The organism is Citrobacter sp. Cpo071 (genome assembly GCF_030332765.1).
GTDB lineage: Bacteria > Pseudomonadota > Gammaproteobacteria > Enterobacterales > Enterobacteriaceae > Citrobacter > Citrobacter portucalensis.
In genome coordinates this window covers 105,523-122,665 of sequence record NZ_JAOWHE010000085.1, presented here as the reverse complement: position 1 = coordinate 122,665, position 17,143 = coordinate 105,523, and the positions used below count along the sequence as shown (strand labels likewise).

Below are 17,143 nucleotides of genomic sequence, written 5' to 3'. Positions count from 1 at the left end.
AGATACTTTGTCACTACCAGAGACACCACTAAGTTTAGCCACTTTCATTGATTGCACCTGCGACACTTCCGTATTGGGCATTAATTTTCTTCTTTGTTTTTATTAAGTTATGAAATATTACGTCATAAGCGATCGGATTCCCTCTCTAAAACACATAAAAAATAACGTCCAACCCTGAAGATTTCCTTATATAACGTCATTTTTTAATTTTTTGATTTTCATTACTACATTGCAAATCACATACATTACTATTTTTTCTTGAATTTTTTTCCTGATATTACGTCGGCTTCAGTATCTGCCAATGTAAATTTTTTCATAAACAACCGAAGTTACTTTCCCCCAGTCTCGTAGGCATTGCAGGCAGTAATCATCTGATTGAGTGAGCCATGCAGCTAACGGGTTTGACGCTCTGCGGATCGCCGTCTATAGATTGAATCATCCCCCTTTATTGTTCGCCTTAGGAGAAGAAATATGGCAAAGAATGACATGAATTTTTATGCCACGTTGGAAGAGGCTATTGATGCAGCTCGTGAAGTGTTTCTGGCTGATAACCCTGACCTTGAGTCAGACGACGCCAGCGTTCAACAGCTAAGCGTCCAAAAATACGTGCTACAGGATGGCGACATTATGTGGCAGGCGGAATTCTTTGCTGACGAGGATGATGTAGATGGTGAATGTCTTCCAATCCTGAGCGGAGAAGCGGCCCAGAGCGTTTTTGATGGCGACTATGATGAAATTGAAATCCGCCAGGAGTGGCAGGAAGAAAATACGCTTCACGAATGGGATGAAGGTGAATTCCAGCTGGAACCTCCCCTTGATACTGAAGAGGGGCAGACCGCAGCCGATGAATGGGATGAGCGATAATTACTCGTAAGGTCCATGATGTATGTCGAGCGGCAGCAGCAACGTATCAAACACTAGCGAAAATGGCAGATCGAGGATAGTGACGTAGCGCCATGCGGAGTCCCTAACATCCCATTGCACGCCAGGATAGTATTGGTTTCCGTGTCCTTGCCCTGGGATGGTACGACTAATAATGCTGCCGCATCCGCTCAGGAAGAAGATCATTATTCCTACAGCCAATATTCGCACCTGCTACCTCACGACTCATTCTATTCAATATAAAAAAATACCGGCACCAGGCCGGTATTTTCACGTTACAGAACGCTTATTTTTTCCTGAGCGCCAGCGGGTTCAGTGTCAGTCCCTGATAGTAGTTCACCCACGAAGAATACTTATCAGGTGAATTCCAGACACGGTAATGTAAACGCGCCATGGTCACCGGATCGCTCAACAACACCAGGCGGCGATCGCGATTCAGTTTCTCCGGCGTTTCGTTCAGTGCCTGTTCCACATGACGATCGCGTGCAATCTCCAGCACGTTGCTGGCGCGGTGGCGTGCAGTCGCCATGGCCGTGGCCAGTGCGTTAAACGACGGATTAAACACCGCATGCATAAAGCCATCGTCCAGCGTACGTTTACGGTTCATCACCAGATAGGTATCGGTATCCACCAGCACCTGCGGCGGAGAATACTCTTCCGGGATCAGGAACAGCTTCCAGCGCTTGGTACGTAACCCCACCGTGGAACGGCTGGAAATCACGGAAACAAACGGTGACAGGATCAGCGAGAAGACAATCGGTGCCAGCCAGAACAGGAAACGCAGATCCAGCCAGGCCATACCCACAGCCCACACCAGCCCCAGCAGTAACTGAGAACCGTGACGCATAAACGCTTCACCCCACGGGGTCGAATCGTCATCACGCTGCGGCGAATTCCACACAACTTCCCAACCAAGGAAGGCACTCACGACGAAGACGGTGTGGAACAACATACGCACCGGCGCCAGCAACACGGAGAACAGAACTTCCAACAGCAGCGACAGCGTAACGCGGATAAACCCGCCGTACTCTTTCGTCCCTTTACACCAGATGAGCAAAATACTCAGCAGCTTCGGCAGGAACAGCAGCACCATCGTTGAAGCAAACAGCGCGATCGCCAGTTCAGGTCGCCACTGCGGCCAAACCGGGAACAGCTGACGCGGTTGCAGGAAGTACTGCGGCTCCGTCAACGCATGCACCACCTGCAATGCGGTAGAGAGCGCGAGGAACATAAACCAAAGCGGCGCAGACAGATAGGACATTACACCGGTCAGGAATACTGCACGGTGAACCGGGTGCATCCCTTTCACCAGGAACAAACGGAAGTTCATCAGGTTACCGTGGCACCAGCGGCGGTCGCGCTTGAGTTCATCCAGCAGGTTCGGCGGCAGCTCTTCATAAGATCCCGGCAGATCGTAAGCAATCCACACACCCCAGCCAGCACGACGCATCAATGCCGCTTCCACGAAGTCATGGGAGAGGATCGATCCCGCAAACGAGCCTTCGCCCGGTAACGGCGCGAGCGCACAGTGCTCGATAAATGGCTTCACGCGGATAATTGCGTTGTGGCCCCAATAGTGTGATTCCCCTAACTGCCAGAAGTGAAGCCCGGCGGTAAACAGCGGTCCGTAAACACGGGTCGCAAACTGCTGGCAGCGCGCATACAGCGTATCCATACCGGAAGCCTTCGGTGAAGACTGGATAATCCCGGCATTCGGATTCGCTTCCATCAGACGCACCAGGCCGCTCAGACAGTCACCACTCATCACTGAGTCAGCGTCCAGCACCACCATGTAGCTGTATTGATTTCCCCAGCGACGACAAAAGTCATCAATGTTGCCGCTTTTACGCTTCACGCGACGACGGCGACGGCGGTAGAAAATCTGCCCTTCGCCCTGCACCTCAGCAATCAGCTCCATCCACGCTTTTTGTTCTGCCACGCAGATATCAGGGTTGTAGCTGTCGCTCAGGATATAAACATCGAAATGTTCGGCGTTGCCCGTTGCTTTGACCGATTCCCACGTGGCGCGAAGTCCCGCAAATACGCGGTCAACGTCCTCGTTACAGATAGGCATAATCAGCGCGGTACGGTGTTCGGGATTCAGCGGTTCATCCCCAACCGTTGAGGCCGAGATACTGTACTTATCTCGTCCAATCAACAGTTGCAGGAAGCCCATCAGCGCAGTCCAGAATCCCGCAGACACCCAACAGAAAAGCACAGCAAACAAAATAAGAATGCCGGTCTGGAGCATGTAGGGCAGCAATTGCATAAAGGAGACCCATAAATCCTGCCCCATCATGTCTACCGGATTAATAAATGCCCACCCCTGATACGGGAGGATCGTCTTCATATACCAGGTTGCTACGACCGTTTGCGCCAGCGTTAGAATCAACAGCGTATAGCGGCGGATGGTGCCTACGGTACGCCATTTTTGCTCGCTCTCCTGTTCTTCTTTCGTCAAACGCGAAAGATAACGCGGCGTCACATCGCGCCCACGCAAGCGATCCCAAAAACGACCAACCGGGTTGGTACGCCAGGGATCGGGGAACATAGAGGTACGCGTTGCTTTTGGCATCGCCTGCAGCTGATCGCGGCCCTCATCGTCCTTAACCAACTGCTCTTTAGCCAAAGAATCCGGCCATGCTTGCTCAAGGCGAGCTTTCACAGAACCCTGCGGTGAATCATCTTCGCGCGAGTAAGTACGATGCTCGGCATCCAACGCCTGATGAACGGCGCGGATGTCAGTTTTCGGCAGTGCCGCTTTCTCGATATCCGAAAGCGGCATTGCGTCAATATACTCAGTTGTCTTATTCATTGGCAGGTAACTGGTAGCTCCAGGTTTCACTCAGCGTCTGATCGGCATTGACCAAGGCAGCACGCATTTCAGTGGTTTTCTTCACGTCTTTCACTTTCACGCGCAGCATCAAACGCCAACCTTTAGATACCGGGTTATAGCGCACAGTGCTTTCAACGATTTCACCGTTGTCGCCAATACTGGTTTGTGCGGTAACCGGGGTATCCTGCGGCAGCTTTTTCATATCTGTGCCGGTAAAGTCCACCACAAACGCGATGGTACCGTCAGGCTGACGAATCAGGTTGGACTGTTTTACATCACCGGTAGAACGACGAGTCTGCTGTACCCAGGCGCTTTCCGGCGCATGAAGCTTGTCCTCATCACGCGTGAACGTCAAAGTGTACTTGAAGTTCATCTCTTTGCCCGCTTCAGGCAGTTGATCCGGCGTCCAGTACGCAACGATGTTATCGTTCGTTTCATCGTTAGTTGGGATTTCAACTAACTCAATCTTACCTTTACCCCAGTCACCTTTTGGCGTGATCCAGGCGCTTGGGCGCAGATCGTAACGATCGTCGATATCTTCAAAACGCGAGAACTGACGGCCACGCTGCAACAGTCCGAATCCTTGCGGGTTTTCCATTGCGAAGCTGCTCACCGCGAGATGTTTCGGGTTATTCAGCGGACGCCAAATCCACTCCCCATTGCCCGCGTGGATAGACAAACCGTTAGAATCATGCAGTTCCGGACGATAGTTTGTCGCCGGAGACGGCTGGTTCGGTCCAAACAGGAACATACTGGTTAACGGTGCCACACCCAGTTTGCCCACTTTGTCGCGCAGGTATACTTTGGACTGAACATCCACGACCGTGTCACGACCTGGAATAATGACAAAACGATACGCTCCGGTTGCACGCGGAGAATCCAACAAAGCATAAATGGTTAAACGTTTATCAGTCGGTTTCGGACGTTCGATCCAAAACTCACGGAAGCGGGGAAATTCTTCACCAGAAGGCAGAGCGGTATCAATCGCGAGGCCACGCGCTGACAGGCCGTAGACCTGACCTGCACCCAGAACGCGAAAATAGCTGGCACCGAGCATGCTGACGATTTCATCGTTTTTATCTTTGCTGTTGATCGGATACAGCACTTTGAACCCGGCGAAGCCGAGATCTTTTACCGTGTCTTTATCATGCTGAACATCGCCAAAATTAAAATAATCCGGGCTGTATTTGATTCTTTTCACCGCCGTGGCGGTAACTTCGTTGATTTTGACCGGCGTGTCGAAGTACATACCCTGGTGGTAGAACTCGAGCTTAAATGGGGTCTTGAGATTGCTCCAGTACGCTTTATCGCGATTGAACTGGATCTGTTGATAATCCGCATATTTCATGTCGCGGAAAACGGAGGGCAAGTTACTTTTTGGCGCCTCATAGCCTTTCCCGGCTAAGGATTGAGCTTGTTTTGCAACATCATCAATACTGAACGCCCAGCTCGATGATGTGTACAGCGTTAACATGACTGCTGCACCCAACCAACGCATTTTCATCATTTGTAGTTTATGTTTCATAATTAGTAAGCACTTCCCCCTTTGTGTGCTTATATTGATCCGATCCATTTTAATGGATAATCGGGTACTCCGACAACTGAATCCCTGTATTGTTCGCGCGCTGGCTCATGGTTTAAGCAGGTTCATCTGCCTGTTTTCACTTTGCGTGCTTATCCTGGAGACAGGTTGTTGGACTTCGTGTAGGGTTGCCCTCGAATGTAACCATTATTCGTCTTAGGGATAAGACGAAAAGTCTGAGAATACGTAACTGTCTATGAGCTCTGTATCACCACCACGTGAATATTTTCTTGACTCCATCCGTGCCTGGCTAATGTTGTTAGGGATCCCATTCCATATTTCATTGATCTACTCCACCCACACCTGGCACGTGAACAGCGCAGAACCGTCATGGTGGTTAACCCTTTTTAACGACTTTATCCATGCATTTCGCATGCAGGTCTTCTTTGTCATTTCAGGTTATTTTTCCTACATGCTTTTTTTGCGCTATCCGTTAAAACGCTGGTGGAAGGTGCGTGTAGAACGCGTGGGGATCCCTATGCTGACCGCGATTCCGCTGCTTACGCTGCCGCAATTTATCATGCTGCAATACGTGAAAGGGAAAGCAGACAGCTGGCATACCCTCAGCGGCTATGACAAATACAATGCGCTGGCCTGGGAGCTGATTTCTCATCTGTGGTTTTTACTGGTTCTGGTGGTGTTAACGACCCTGAGCATGTGGGTGTTTACCCAGATGAAAAACAGACTATCGCGTGGAGACGGTACCCCTGCATCGGGGGTGTCAATGACCAAATTAACGCTGATTTTTATATTATTGGGTGTCGGCTATGCCGCCGTCAGAAGAACGATTTTCATCCTCTACCCTTCGATTCTCAGCGATGGCATGTTTAATTTTATCGTTATGCAAACGCTGTTCTATGTGCCTTTCTTTATGCTCGGTGCGCTGGCGTTTATCAATCCGAATCTGAAAGCACTGTTTACCACGCCATCGCGCGGCTGCACGCTAGGCGCCGCATTCGCATTTGTCGCATACCTGCTCAATCAACGTTACGGCAACGGCGATGCCTGGATGTATGAAACCGAATATGTCATTACCATGGTCATGGGGCTATGGATGGTGAATGTCGTCTTTTCGCTTGGCCACCGTTTACTGAATTTCCAGTCGGCTCGCGTGACCTATTTTGTCAACGCGTCGCTGTTCATCTATTTGGTGCACCACCCGTTAACGCTGTTTTTTGGCGCGTATATCACACCGCATATCAAGTCGAATCTGCTGGGTTTTCTCTGCGGTCTGCTTTTTGTGGTTGGAATTGCGGTCATACTGTACGAAATCCATTTACGGATCCCGGTGCTGAAGTTTCTCTTTTCGGGTAAACCGCCCATTAAGCAGGATAAAAACAAGGCGGTAGCCGGTTAGTTTTCTTGCATTGAATGGTTCAGAGCAGCCATTCAATGGGCAACACGGATGCAAGCCTCACCAGAACCCGCTTCCAGAATCCTGTAGCGGGTTCTTTTTTCAGTACCTGTTCGCTGCCAGAAAGCCGATCAACCCAGTTGATTCTGCCCCAACGGTCAAGACGTAGTTGCCAGGCCATATCACGCTGGCTTTGCATAAAACGTTTATGAATCAACTCAGCCAGTACTTCACTCTCAATCACAAACCCCATTTCCGTATTGAGCAACGTTGAACGGGGATCAAAATTAAGCGATCCTATAAACACTTTACGACCGTCAATACTGAAGGTTTTCGCATGCAAGCTGGAGCCTGAATTACCGGTTAATCCCCGGTCATGAACTGCTGAAACGCGATCGCGGGTTGGTTTGAGCTCGTATAACTCCACACCGTAGCGCAAGAGTTTTTTTCGCCAGCGCGCGTAGCCTGCGTGAACAACCGCGACATCATTCGCTGCCAGAGAATTAGTTAAAATTGCGATCTTAACGCCTTTTCTCACCAGTCTCAGGAGCTGCGCCACACCGGCGCGAGTTGGTACAAAGTAGGCGGAAATAATATCAATACGCTCGGTGGGAGATCCCATCACGTCAAACAAACGCTGTGGTAATAGTGAGTGGCGCGGCGCTTTCCCCTCTCCTTTAGCAGGATCATCACTCAGCAAGCGCGTTTTCGCCCAAATTAGCGGCAGCGACCTCTGATCGAGATGGGTCATAAACTGGCTGGTTTCCAGCTTATGTAGATAGCGACGCGTTATGTCATCGTTATACCAGGATTCCGGAAGTTCGATTTTTTGCGTAGAAGCTGGTTCAGCCACCTCAAGTACGTTTTGCAATGTTGAAACCGAGCGGCTGTGCCAGTAACGCTCAAAGTCGTCTGCAACATCCTGGACAACCGGTCCAATAGCCATAACGTCCAGATCGGAAAACAGTGGTTGTTCGCCTGCGCCAAAATAGGCATCGCCTATATTTCGCCCCCCCACAAGAGTTACGACGCCGTCAGCGGTATAACTTTTGTTGTGCATACGTCGATTCAACCGGGCAAAATCGGTTAAATAGCCCAGGGCACGCAGGATGCGAAAGGAAAAGGGATTAAACAGGCGGACTTCAATATTAGGGTGATTGTCCAGCAAACGCAGCGTGTCATCCAGACCTGGCGTGTTGTTATCATCCAGCAACAAACGCACCCGGACGCCCCGCTTCGCTGCGGCCAGCAAAACGGAAAATAACAATAGCCCGGACATGTCGCTTTCCCAGATGTAATACTGAACATCCAGGGTACGTTCCGCCATTTCTGTCAACCGATAGCGAGCAGCAAACGCATCCAGGCTGTCATCCAACGTCAGAATGCCGCATTCTCCCGGGTGGTTTACGCATAGCGGCGTGATGGCACGCTCAAGTCGCGTCATATCAGTCCGTGCGTTCATCGCCTTGTTGGGTAAGTAATCTCTTGTATAGTCGAGCGTTTTCTTCATCAAAGCACACGAAGTATATTTGATCGGGTAGCGTACGTCGGGTGATAAATTTCAACACCGTTTTCACCGCGATCTCTGCCGCTGCAGCACGTGGATAACCATAAACTCCGGTGCTTATAGCTGGAAAAGCAATGGATTGATAACCATTGGCTAAGGCCAGTTGCAATGTATTTAGATAGGCCTCTTCAAGTCGTTCAGCCTCGTGGTGATCACCGCCTTGCCAGACAGGTCCTACGGTGTGAATAACTGCTTTTGCCGGAAGCGCTCCAGCCAACGTGATAACGGCATGCCCGGTCGGGCATTCTCCCTGTTGTTGTATAACCTGTTTGCAGGCCTCCAACAACGCAGGCCCGGCAGCACGATGAATCGCGCCATCGACTCCACCTCCTCCCAGTAACGAGGAGTTGGCCGCATTGACGATCACATCTACCGCGATCGTCGTAATGTCGCCCTGTAACACATGAACACGCGATTGCATAAGTTCCCCCTGACAAAACACTCTCCGTTAAGTGTACAGCAGGGTTTTCCTTGAAATCTCACTTTTTAGCCATAAGCGTGCATACCTACGCCAGAATGATTCATTTATATTCAATATTCAGAATAGCCATGCTTTTCTGTTCATTGAGGTAATGCATTTTCACCGTGGCAATTTGTTGCACACTCTGAGGCGCTGTCGTGACCTGTTGCAGGTCGTAGAGACTATTACTCATCGTGCCATCACGCATACATGACAATTCAATCTGTTGTTGTCGAGTGTTAACGTCGCAAGGTGCTTCAACTATTGCACCACGAAAATGAATAACCCCGCCGGGTGAGATTTGCGTCGCCATTGCGGGGAGGGTTAAAAGAGAAAAAGCCCACAAACCGGTATTTAAAATACGCTTTAATAATGTACACATAAGGGTTCCTCAATGATTAATCATCCTTGAGGGATCGCAATGATCCTTCACCGCTGCGAGTTACGATCAAATAAAACGTTTGTTCGTTTCTATATTCATAGAACAGCACTGCACTCCCAGCCACACCCTTAATGAAAATCCGGCAAAAAATTATGGGTGACTGTTTGAGTCAGGCCATTGTTGCGACAGATGCAGAGACTGCCCGTCAGAAACGGTAACGATAATTTTGACCGAATCCTCCGGTGAAATATTAAAGCTCATTTTTGTTAATTCAATTGGCCGATTAGCAGGGACCGAAAGGCTTGTTTTCTGCTGTGACTGACTTTGTCCGCCCTTTCCTTTACGTACGGCAAGGACTTGCACTTCACATACGCACGGTTGAGCTAATGTCACCTGAGGAATAATGGTGTACATGTCACCTTGCTGAGTTGTATTGAATGTTATTTGATTTGCCAACGCGGCAATGAGTAATAGCGTGTGCATAATATTCTCCCGAAAAAAAACAGGGCTTTCGCCCTGTTTATTATCAGTCAGAAAACTGAATTAGTGCTGGTTAGCTGTAGCATTGTTGCCATAACCAACCTGCTGAATCAGCACATTGGAGTCAGACGCTGTCTGATTAACCACAGCACCGTTACGACCACCGAACTGAGTTACGCTGATATCAGCATTTTTTGCATTCCACTGATTGATATCAGCACTGTTCTGGAAGCCGGTCTGTTTCAGGCTAATGGTACTGTCATCAGCACCTTGGCCGACGGTCGCACCGTTACCATGTCCGTGTTGTGTGATAGTCACGTCTGATTTACGTGCATCACTTTGCAGCGCATTCGCAACGTTACTAGAGCCAAATTGGTAAATACTCATTGAAGAGTCTGGGCCATAGTTGCTACCGCCACCATGATGATTACCGCCCCATTGCGGAACAACACCTGCCAGAGCACTGCCAGAAACTACGATTGCTGCGAATGCTGCCACTTTTAAAAGTTTCATGGTAAACCCCCATCGGATTGATTTAAACGTCGTTTATGGATTAGCGTTGAGTAACGCGAATTGCCATTTGCGACTGTCTCTGCACCACAACTGCTGTTTTTTGTGTACCGTACTGGGTAATATTGGCTTTATTACCAGAGCCTTTCTGGATAATCATCGCCGTATTACCGTAAGAGCTTTGTTTAATACTCGCATCATTAGAGCTACCCGTTTGATCAATATATGCAAAGTTATTTGATCCCGTCTGGTCTGTTTTCGCCCGGTTACCTGAACCTTCTTGCGAAATGACCGACAATAACTTGGTGCCCTCCTGGCGAGTATTTGCACTATTAGCAGTACCAACCTGACCAATAATGGCTGCCTGATTAAATGAAGACTTACTTAATTCATTTACCGCAAAGTTATATTCTGAATTAGCTAAATCATAACTGGTTGCGGATGCAATCCCAGGCACTCCCAGTATTGTAAACATCATAAATAACAACTTGTTTTTCATGTTGTCACCCTGGACCTGGTCGTACATGAAGTTAAATTAATTACCACTCAAATTGTTGTTAACATGACTTACATTTGTTAACGCCACGTTACGATGAAGAGTATGTCCGTGGAAACATTTTAAATAACTCACCCGCGAGTGGTATTTTTATATCCGGATTCACACCAAAGTACTAATTAACAGTGAATAACACCGCTTCTGGTCTGGCTTTTATTTTTATTTTGCTATCAGTAATGAATTTCTATGCAGTCACTGAGAAAGTGCATTTTGCACGATATCAGGGCCTCTCAGTACAACGTCGAGATAGACATCGGTACAAGTCGTGACAAAGGTCATTTTTTTCCATCTAAAATTGACCAACGTAAATTGAGACAAGGATTTTAGAATTCATTAGAAATCTAAAACTCAACAACCATTAATTAACTAATTTAAAATCAATGCGTTAGTATAATTTGTATGATTTTTTAAATCTATGCAGCAAAGGTAAAATGTACAACTTTCCTATCAAATCTAAACTCTAATAAAACCATAAAATCACATTTTAATATATAATTTTACAAGTTGTTACATGTTTAACACTTGCTTTAAGATTTGTAATAGCTAGATTGAAATCAGTTGAAGTCCATTTGTTTTAATATTTTCACCCCTTTGGGTCGATATTTTATATCTACACAGCAGTGCAACATCTGTCAGTACTTCTGGTGCCTCTATTTTAGTAGAGACAGCTGTCAGGTGTGCGACTAAAAAGTGGAGTTTCATCATGTTTAATGAAGTCCATAGTATTCATGGTCATACATTATTGTTGATCACAAAACCTTCTTTGCAGGCAACTGCATTATTACAGCATTTAAAACAATCACTGGCACTCACCGGAAAACTACATAATATTCAACGTTCTCTGGATGATATATCCTCCAGCTGCATTGTTTTACTGGATATGATGGAGGCAGATAAAAAACTGATCCATTACTGGCAAGATAATTTGAGTAGAAAAAACAACAATATAAAGACGTTATTGTTGAATACTCCTGATGATTACCCTTATCGGGATATCGAAAACTGGCCGCATATCAATGGTGTTTTTTACGCAACTGAAGACGAGCAGCGTGTCGTAAGCGGCTTGCAGGGTATCTTGCGCGGTGAATGTTACTTCACGCAAAAACTTGCCAGTTATCTGATCACGCACTCTGGAAATTATCGTTATAACAGCACGGAGTCGGCACTGCTGACGCACCGTGAAAAAGAGATCCTTAATAAATTGCGTATCGGCGCCTCAAATATTGAAATCGCTCGCTCACTGTTTATCAGTGAAAATACGGTAAAAACACATCTTTATAATCTTTTCAAAAAGATAGCTGTCAAAAACCGTACGCAGGCGGTCTCATGGGCCAATGATAACCTCAGGCGATAAAGCCATGAAACGGTATTTGACCTGGATTGTGGCAGCAAATTTATTCTTTGCTGCCGGGAGTCTGCACGCAGCGACAACCGTAGAGGTGGAGGTTCCCGGGCTGTTAACTGACCACACTGTCTCTTCAATCGGGCATGATTTTTATCGGGCCTTTAGTGATAAGTGGGAAAGCGAGTACACAGGAAACTTAACCATTAATGAAAGACCCAGTGCGCGTTGGGGAAGTTGGATCACCATAACGGTCAATCAGGACGTTATCTTCCAGACTTTTTTATTTCCGACGAAAAAAGACTTCGACAAAATTGTAGTCTTCGCATTGGCACAAACTGAGGAAGCATTAAATCGCCGGCAAATAGATCAAACACTATTAAGCACTAGCGATTTAGCGCGTGATGAATTCTAAAACATGATTTTGTCCGGAGGCTTTCATGCGTGTTAAACATGCAGTGGTTTTGCTCATGCTAATTTCACCATTAAGTTGGGCCGGAAACATGACGTTCCAGTTTCGCAACCCAAACTTTGGTGGCAACCCGAATAATGGTGCTTTTCTGTTGAACAGCGCCCAGGCCCAGAACTCATATAAAGATCCAAGCTATGACGATTACGGTATTGAAACCCCGTCAGCTCTGGATAACTTTACTCAGGCGATTCAGTCACAAATTCTCGGTGGCCTACTCACCAACATTAATACCGGTAAACCAGGAAGAATGGTGACCAATGATTTTATCATTGATATCGCCAACCGGGACGGACAACTGCAATTGAATGTCACCGACAGGAAATCGGGGAAAACTTCGACAATTGAAGTGTCGGGTTTACAAACACAGTCGACCGACTTCTAAGTTATAGCCACGAAAGGAAATAATCATGCAGCGTTTACTTATCATGGTGGCAGTAATTTTACTCAGCGGATGTTTAACAGCTCCGCCTCAAGAAGCCGCTAAGCCGACATTAATGCCCCGAGCCCAAAGCTATAAAGACTTGACGCATCTGCCTATGCCTACAGGTAAGATCTTTGTGTCGGTATACAACATTCAGGATGAGACTGGCCAATTTAAACCTTACCCGGCAAGTAACTTCTCAACCGCCGTCCCGCAAAGCGCCACGGCTATGCTTGTCACCGCATTGAAAGATTCTCGTTGGTTCATCCCACTGGAACGTCAGGGGTTACAGAACTTGCTTAACGAACGCAAAATCATTCGTGCAGCTCAGGAAAACGGTACGGTTGCGATTAATAACCGGATCCCGCTACAGTCCCTGACCGCGGCAAACGTCATGGTGGAAGGATCAATTATCGGTTATGAAAGCAACGTTAAATCGGGTGGTGTCGGTGCACGTTATTTTGGTATTGGCGCCGATACGCAATACCAGCTCGACCAGATAGCGGTAAACCTGCGCGTAGTTAACGTCAGCACCGGTGAGATCCTGTCGTCAGTGAATACCAGTAAAACCATTCTGTCTTATGAAGTACAGGCTGGGGTGTTCCGCTTTATTGACTACCAGCGTCTGTTGGAAGGTGAAATTGGCTACACCTCTAACGAACCGGTTATGCTTTGTCTGATGTCAGCGATTGAAACGGGCGTTATCTTCCTGATTAATGACGGCATCGATCGCGGATTGTGGGATTTGCAGGATAAGAAACAAGTTGATAATGACATCCTGGTTAAATACCGTCATATGTCGGTACCGCCAGAATCCTGATGGGTCTATACAGCATAAAAAGCGTGAGGAAAACCCTCACGCTTTTTTATTTACTGGTCAGCGTCGACGATATTCTATTTTCACGGCGAGATGCCAGCCACAGACCACTGTTTTTCATTGCATAGCCGAATACGAGGCCCAGTGCCAGTGACGGTACAACCAGTCGCCAGTCGCCCTGCCCTGCAAATGTTGCACATGCGCCAATGAACGTGCCCGGTACAAATGAAAGCAGCCATTGCTTTGCCTGGATACACATCAGAAACGCGACAATTCCTGTCATGACATAACCAATAATGTCCATATGCGGAGCAAGCGCACTACCGTTAATAATCACCAACGCCCACACCACACCGCTTAGCAGCGTACACGCCGAGATCCACAGTCCTTTTAACCCACCTTGCGGGCAGGCGAAATAAGCCGTGCAACCCAGAAAGCCAGCCCAACTGAGTAAACCAAGAGAAACGGCCACCCATCCCCAGATCCCGGAGAGAATGCCCGTTGTAATTGCAATTGAGAGAAGTATGTTCATGCCGCGCATCTTAGCAGAAAAACGGCATGGTAATGAGATCGCGCACACAATTTATGCAAGCTTATAAATTGAGTTGCACTTTTAAGTGACGTAGGTCACATTTATTCGTCTGTATCTTCCTGCAATTCGTCCCACATCGCACCAATGGCATCACGCGTCAGCGGTGCTATCGTACGCCAGAAAGGCGTGTTCGCGTGCGCTTCAACTTTACCAAGGAACGTACCGCACCAGGGCAGCAAGTAGTCTACAAACAAGGTTTCAAGCGCCTCACTTTCATCTTCCGCAGACTGGTCTTCAAGCCATGAAGCCGCCAGCAACAGCGTACCAATGTGATCTGCCGGTGTATCAGCAAGCGGCATGCCCCGGGCTGAAAGAAATGCACGAACATCAGATTCTTTCGCCCCTTCTACCCAGGCACTACGATAAGGCGGCACTGCACACTCGTCACCGACAAACAGCGCGTTGTAATCTGCAGCCAACTGGGGCATATCGCAGCTCTTCTGTAAACGGGTGAGCAGTTCGTCCTGTTCCAGCGGCCAGTTGGCGGACAGTTTACCTTCACTAATCAGGGTAAACAGGGGAACCAGTAAAGGGTCCTGCGGTTGGCGGTAAAACAGCGAGCCCAGTACACGACACAGGATAGAAAACTCGTTCATTGATATATTCCAGTTAGTAACAATTACAGTTCAGCAAATTCCGCGATCGGCTCCATGCCTCGCGATTCCAGAAACGCCAATAGACGTTTAGGTGTGACGTTTAAAATTCTGTCTTCAGGGAAATTAACATCATCCAGGATTTTACGGCATTCGCCAAATTCTCCCAGCGTGAAAGCGGTATGTGAATCCGACCCTAACGCCACCCATCCACCAGCATCACGCACAGCCGCAGCAACCGCACGGCAATTATCCTCACTGCCCTTACGCGAATGCAAAAACGAAGAGTTATTGATTTCCAGTGCAACCTGGTACTTTGCCGCCGCCTGCGCAATTGCTTTAATATCAACAGGATATTTGGGATTTCCCGGATGACTTATGATGTGCACATTACCGCTGGCCATCGTAGCTATCATTGCCTGAGTATTGGTGTCTTTATCGTGAGGTGCAAAAACCGGCTCATGGAAGCCCGCAATAATGAGGTCCAGGGAGGTAAACATCGGACCTGAACAGTCAATTTCACCTTCAATATTCTTAATATTGGCTTCTATTCCGCGCAGGATCCCCACGCCATCCACGACACGTGGCCAAATACGCATATTGATAAAGTGCCAGTGGTGAGGCGCATCCGCCATGTCCGGTCCATGATCGGTAATGGCAAATAGCTTGATGCCTTTGCGACGAGCTTCCGCGATGTAATCACTTAAGGTGCTGTAGGCGTGGGTGCTGGCGACGGTATGCATATGCAGGTCAACGGGATACATAACTCTCTCCTGTAGTCATTTTCCGTCAAGGATAGCAGGTATCGCCGCCATTAATACCCTAAAATTCGAGTCGCAGGCAGGTGGCAAGGGAGTGATACCTGAATCACTTACTTACGTAGGTGATTCAGGTGAACAACCGTAGCCAACGCACATGCAGCTTGAAGTATGACGGGTATTTTAGCTGAAACCCGGTACTTGCCGGGTTACCATCAATATCCCCGAACGCGATTGACCTGACCTGTTACGACTTGCCCGCTCTCCAGGTTCATAATCGTGCGGGAGATATAGTCCACCGCTTCTGCCGGACGGGTAACTGCGGCAATATGTGGCGTCATCGCCACACGCGGATGTTTCCATAATGGGCTGTTTTCTGGCAGCGGTTCACGGCTATAAACATCCAGCATGGCCCCCTTCACCTTGCCGCTTTCCAGCGATGCCAGAAGATCGTCTTCATTGAGATGAACACCGCGTGCAAGGTTCAGCACGTAGGCGCCATCCTGCAATTGGCTAAGTAAATCAGCGTTAATAATGCCTACGGTTTCTGCCGTATTAGGCAGAAGGTTGATCAGCACGCGAGTTTGACTCAAAAATGCGCCCAGTTCCTCAGTACCGGCGAAGCTTTCCACGCCAGACCAGGATTTACGCGTACGACTCCAGCAGCGCAGTGGGAATCCCCATGCTTGCAGGCTTTCGGCTACTTTTGCGCCCAATACCCCAGCTCCCATGATCCCGACGGTAAACTCCTCGCGAGTATATTCTGACAACGGCTGCCATTTCGCCTGATTTTTCAATGCCTGATAATCATCAAAGCGACGAAACCAGTGCAGCACCTGACTGACCGCATATTCCTGCATTTGCAGGCCCATACCCGTATCTTCCAGACGGAAAAGCGGGATCGACGCATCCAACATTTCCGGATGAGCATTGAGTTTACTGAGAATAGAATCGACACCCGCGCCCAGCGCAAATACGGCTTTTAATTTTCGTCCTGCGAGCATTTCAACCGGCGGATGCCAGACCAGCGCATAGTCAGCATGTGCATTATCACCCGCTTTCCACTCACGTACGTTCGCACCAGGTATTGCCTTTGCCAACGCATTAATCCACCAAGTCGTATCGAATGTTGGGTGATAGAAAATTATATCCATATTGTCTCCTGAACATTGTTGTGCGGAACTTTCTCGCACTTATTATCATCATTTTTCGAGGGAACATCAGAGTAGCAAATTTTAGGGTGCTGGCAAAAAAAACAATTCCCGCTTATTTATGCTCCATGTTGCTTGAAGTTTGTGTAAATGCACATTTTTTTCAAAAAGTTGATTGACGGCGGGGCGGTGTTTCCCCTACATTAGCGCCCGTTCCGGTAGCACAGGAACAACAATATGGTGAGGTGTCCGAGTGGCTGAAGGAGCACGCCTGGAAAGTGTGTATACGGCAACGTATCGGGGGTTCGAATCCCCCCCTCACCGCCATATTTTAAGAAGAGCTCGTACGCAAGTACGGGCTTTTTTTTCGCATGTTGCACATCTACGG

At 48.1% G+C, this 17,143-nt stretch carries 19 protein-coding genes and 1 tRNA gene; 7 read left to right on the top strand and 13 right to left on the bottom strand.

The genetic code is table 11. The features are described from left to right. Window positions 1-486: 486 nt before the first annotated feature. Window positions 487-864: a MysB family protein gene (locus OGY09_RS17685; RefSeq protein WP_008784346.1), complete on the top strand. Its 378-nt coding sequence runs from the start codon at window positions 487-489 to the stop codon at window positions 862-864. Here OGY09_RS17685 and OGY09_RS17680 read toward each other — a convergent pair whose 3' ends face one another. From OGY09_RS17680 to mdoG, 3 genes are all read right to left on the bottom strand, one after another. Further along, entirely contained in the window at window positions 865-1,092 is a 228-nt protein-coding gene (locus tag OGY09_RS17680; protein ID WP_003832117.1) for a YceK/YidQ family lipoprotein, read from the bottom strand. Between the two features lie 76 nt (window positions 1,093-1,168). Next, entirely contained in the window at window positions 1,169-3,697 is a 2,529-nt protein-coding gene (gene mdoH, locus OGY09_RS17675; protein ID WP_032941800.1) for a glucans biosynthesis glucosyltransferase MdoH, read from the bottom strand. Next, window positions 3,690-5,225: a glucans biosynthesis protein MdoG gene (mdoG, locus tag OGY09_RS17670; protein WP_103014639.1), complete on the bottom strand. Its 1,536-nt coding sequence runs from the start codon at window positions 5,223-5,225 to the stop codon at window positions 3,690-3,692. Before mdoG ends, mdoH begins: the two co-directional genes overlap by 8 nt. 271 nt (window positions 5,226-5,496) lie before the next feature. Here mdoG and mdoC point away from each other — a divergent pair, with 271 nt between their 5' ends. Beyond that, window positions 5,497-6,657 carry a glucans biosynthesis protein MdoC gene (mdoC, locus tag OGY09_RS17665; protein ID WP_032942947.1) on the top strand — a complete coding sequence of 387 codons (1,161 nt, stop codon included), beginning with the start codon at window positions 5,497-5,499 and terminating at the stop codon, window positions 6,655-6,657. A 19-nt stretch (window positions 6,658-6,676) separates the two neighbouring features. On the opposite strand, the gene OGY09_RS17660 is transcribed toward mdoC, so the two are convergent. The 6 genes from OGY09_RS17660 to csgB all read right to left on the bottom strand — a co-directional run bounded on the left by OGY09_RS17660 (window position 6,677) and on the right by csgB (window position 10,552). Further along, on the bottom strand, window positions 6,677-8,167 hold the full coding sequence (locus tag OGY09_RS17660; RefSeq protein ID WP_370458776.1) for a phospholipase D family protein: 1,491 nt from the start codon (window positions 8,165-8,167) through the stop codon (window positions 6,677-6,679). Then, window positions 8,100-8,642 (bottom strand): O-acetyl-ADP-ribose deacetylase, encoded by a 543-nt coding sequence (gene ymdB, locus OGY09_RS17655; protein WP_032942945.1) that lies wholly within the window; start codon window positions 8,640-8,642, stop codon window positions 8,100-8,102. The genes OGY09_RS17660 and ymdB overlap by 68 nt, the downstream gene beginning before the upstream one ends. A 100-nt stretch (window positions 8,643-8,742) precedes the next feature. Continuing rightward, window positions 8,743-9,063, bottom strand: coding sequence for a YmdA family protein (locus tag OGY09_RS17650; protein ID WP_032942944.1), 321 nt, complete (start codon window positions 9,061-9,063; stop codon window positions 8,743-8,745). 150 nt (window positions 9,064-9,213) lie between these two features. Next, window positions 9,214-9,546 (bottom strand): curli assembly chaperone CsgC, encoded by a 333-nt coding sequence (gene csgC, locus OGY09_RS17645; RefSeq protein WP_020996502.1) that lies wholly within the window; start codon window positions 9,544-9,546, stop codon window positions 9,214-9,216. Window positions 9,547-9,606: 60 nt separating this feature from the next. Beyond that, the gene (gene csgA / locus OGY09_RS17640; RefSeq protein ID WP_008784338.1) at window positions 9,607-10,056 is read right to left on the bottom strand and encodes a curli major subunit CsgA; all 450 of its coding nucleotides are present in this window, start codon (window positions 10,054-10,056) and stop codon (window positions 9,607-9,609) included. Window positions 10,057-10,096: 40 nt separating this feature from the next. Further along, on the bottom strand, window positions 10,097-10,552 hold the full coding sequence (gene csgB, locus OGY09_RS17635) for a curli minor subunit CsgB (protein WP_032941802.1): 456 nt from the start codon (window positions 10,550-10,552) through the stop codon (window positions 10,097-10,099). A 760-nt stretch (window positions 10,553-11,312) separates the two neighbouring features. Here csgB and csgD point away from each other — a divergent pair. Genes csgD through csgG form a run of 4 tightly spaced genes read left to right on the top strand, consistent with a single transcriptional unit; the run spans window position 11,313 to window position 13,664 of the window. Then, window positions 11,313-11,963 carry a biofilm master transcriptional regulator CsgD gene (gene csgD, locus OGY09_RS17630; protein ID WP_003832092.1) on the top strand — a complete coding sequence of 217 codons (651 nt, stop codon included), beginning with the start codon at window positions 11,313-11,315 and terminating at the stop codon, window positions 11,961-11,963. Between the two features lie 4 nt (window positions 11,964-11,967). Continuing rightward, window positions 11,968-12,366 carry a curli production assembly/transport protein CsgE gene (gene csgE / locus OGY09_RS17625; RefSeq protein WP_008784336.1) on the top strand — a complete coding sequence of 133 codons (399 nt, stop codon included), beginning with the start codon at window positions 11,968-11,970 and terminating at the stop codon, window positions 12,364-12,366. Between the two features lie 25 nt (window positions 12,367-12,391). Beyond that, the gene (gene csgF / locus OGY09_RS17620) at window positions 12,392-12,805 is read left to right on the top strand and encodes a curli production assembly/transport protein CsgF (RefSeq protein ID WP_003832089.1); all 414 of its coding nucleotides are present in this window, start codon (window positions 12,392-12,394) and stop codon (window positions 12,803-12,805) included. A gap of 25 nt (window positions 12,806-12,830) precedes the next feature. Next, on the top strand, window positions 12,831-13,664 hold the full coding sequence (gene csgG, locus OGY09_RS17615) for a curli production assembly/transport protein CsgG (RefSeq protein WP_008784335.1): 834 nt from the start codon (window positions 12,831-12,833) through the stop codon (window positions 13,662-13,664). A gap of 46 nt (window positions 13,665-13,710) precedes the next feature. On the opposite strand, the gene OGY09_RS17610 is transcribed toward csgG, so the two are convergent. From OGY09_RS17610 to ghrA, 4 genes are all read right to left on the bottom strand, one after another. Beyond that, entirely contained in the window at window positions 13,711-14,193 is a 483-nt protein-coding gene (locus OGY09_RS17610; RefSeq protein WP_032934412.1) for a DUF1097 domain-containing protein, read from the bottom strand. 101 nt (window positions 14,194-14,294) lie between these two features. After that, window positions 14,295-14,849: a TorD/DmsD family molecular chaperone gene (locus OGY09_RS17605; protein ID WP_003832084.1), complete on the bottom strand. Its 555-nt coding sequence runs from the start codon at window positions 14,847-14,849 to the stop codon at window positions 14,295-14,297. Between the two features lie 23 nt (window positions 14,850-14,872). Beyond that, a complete protein-coding gene (locus OGY09_RS17600; RefSeq protein ID WP_008784332.1) occupies window positions 14,873-15,610 on the bottom strand; it encodes a phosphatase in 738 nt (245 codons plus the stop codon). A 209-nt stretch (window positions 15,611-15,819) separates the two neighbouring features. Further along, window positions 15,820-16,758, bottom strand: coding sequence for a glyoxylate/hydroxypyruvate reductase GhrA (gene ghrA / locus OGY09_RS17595; RefSeq protein ID WP_032942943.1), 939 nt, complete (start codon window positions 16,756-16,758; stop codon window positions 15,820-15,822). A gap of 236 nt (window positions 16,759-16,994) precedes the next feature. Between ghrA and OGY09_RS17590 the strand changes: the two genes are divergently transcribed. Continuing rightward, window positions 16,995-17,082: transfer RNA gene (locus OGY09_RS17590), tRNA-Ser, on the top strand. The last annotated feature ends 61 nt before the right edge of the window (window positions 17,083-17,143 follow it).

Excerpts from the sequence above, each read along its gene's own strand:
- OGY09_RS17650 (WP_032942944.1), bottom strand. The coding sequence starts at position 9,063 with ATGTGTACATTATTAAAGCGTATTTTAAATACCGGTTTGTGGGCTTTT.
- csgD (WP_003832092.1), top strand. The coding sequence starts at position 11,313 with ATGTTTAATGAAGTCCATAGTATTCATGGTCATACATTATTGTTGATC.
- OGY09_RS17605 (WP_003832084.1), bottom strand. The coding sequence starts at position 14,849 with ATGAACGAGTTTTCTATCCTGTGTCGTGTACTGGGCTCGCTGTTTTAC.
- csgA (WP_008784338.1), bottom strand. The coding sequence starts at position 10,056 with ATGAAACTTTTAAAAGTGGCAGCATTCGCAGCAATCGTAGTTTCTGGC.
- csgE (WP_008784336.1), top strand. The coding sequence starts at position 11,968 with ATGAAACGGTATTTGACCTGGATTGTGGCAGCAAATTTATTCTTTGCT.
- csgG (WP_008784335.1), top strand. The coding sequence starts at position 12,831 with ATGCAGCGTTTACTTATCATGGTGGCAGTAATTTTACTCAGCGGATGT.
- csgB (WP_032941802.1), bottom strand. The coding sequence starts at position 10,552 with ATGAAAAACAAGTTGTTATTTATGATGTTTACAATACTGGGAGTGCCT.
- csgC (WP_020996502.1), bottom strand. The coding sequence starts at position 9,546 with ATGCACACGCTATTACTCATTGCCGCGTTGGCAAATCAAATAACATTC.
- OGY09_RS17600 (WP_008784332.1), bottom strand. The coding sequence starts at position 15,610 with ATGTATCCCGTTGACCTGCATATGCATACCGTCGCCAGCACCCACGCC.
- mdoG (WP_103014639.1), bottom strand. The coding sequence starts at position 5,225 with ATGATGAAAATGCGTTGGTTGGGTGCAGCAGTCATGTTAACGCTGTAC.
- mdoC (WP_032942947.1), top strand. The coding sequence starts at position 5,497 with ATGAGCTCTGTATCACCACCACGTGAATATTTTCTTGACTCCATCCGT.
- mdoH (WP_032941800.1), bottom strand. The coding sequence starts at position 3,697 with ATGAATAAGACAACTGAGTATATTGACGCAATGCCGCTTTCGGATATC.
- OGY09_RS17610 (WP_032934412.1), bottom strand. The coding sequence starts at position 14,193 with ATGAACATACTTCTCTCAATTGCAATTACAACGGGCATTCTCTCCGGG.
- ghrA (WP_032942943.1), bottom strand. The coding sequence starts at position 16,758 with ATGGATATAATTTTCTATCACCCAACATTCGATACGACTTGGTGGATT.
- ymdB (WP_032942945.1), bottom strand. The coding sequence starts at position 8,642 with ATGCAATCGCGTGTTCATGTGTTACAGGGCGACATTACGACGATCGCG.
- csgF (WP_003832089.1), top strand. The coding sequence starts at position 12,392 with ATGCGTGTTAAACATGCAGTGGTTTTGCTCATGCTAATTTCACCATTA.
- OGY09_RS17685 (WP_008784346.1), top strand. The coding sequence starts at position 487 with ATGAATTTTTATGCCACGTTGGAAGAGGCTATTGATGCAGCTCGTGAA.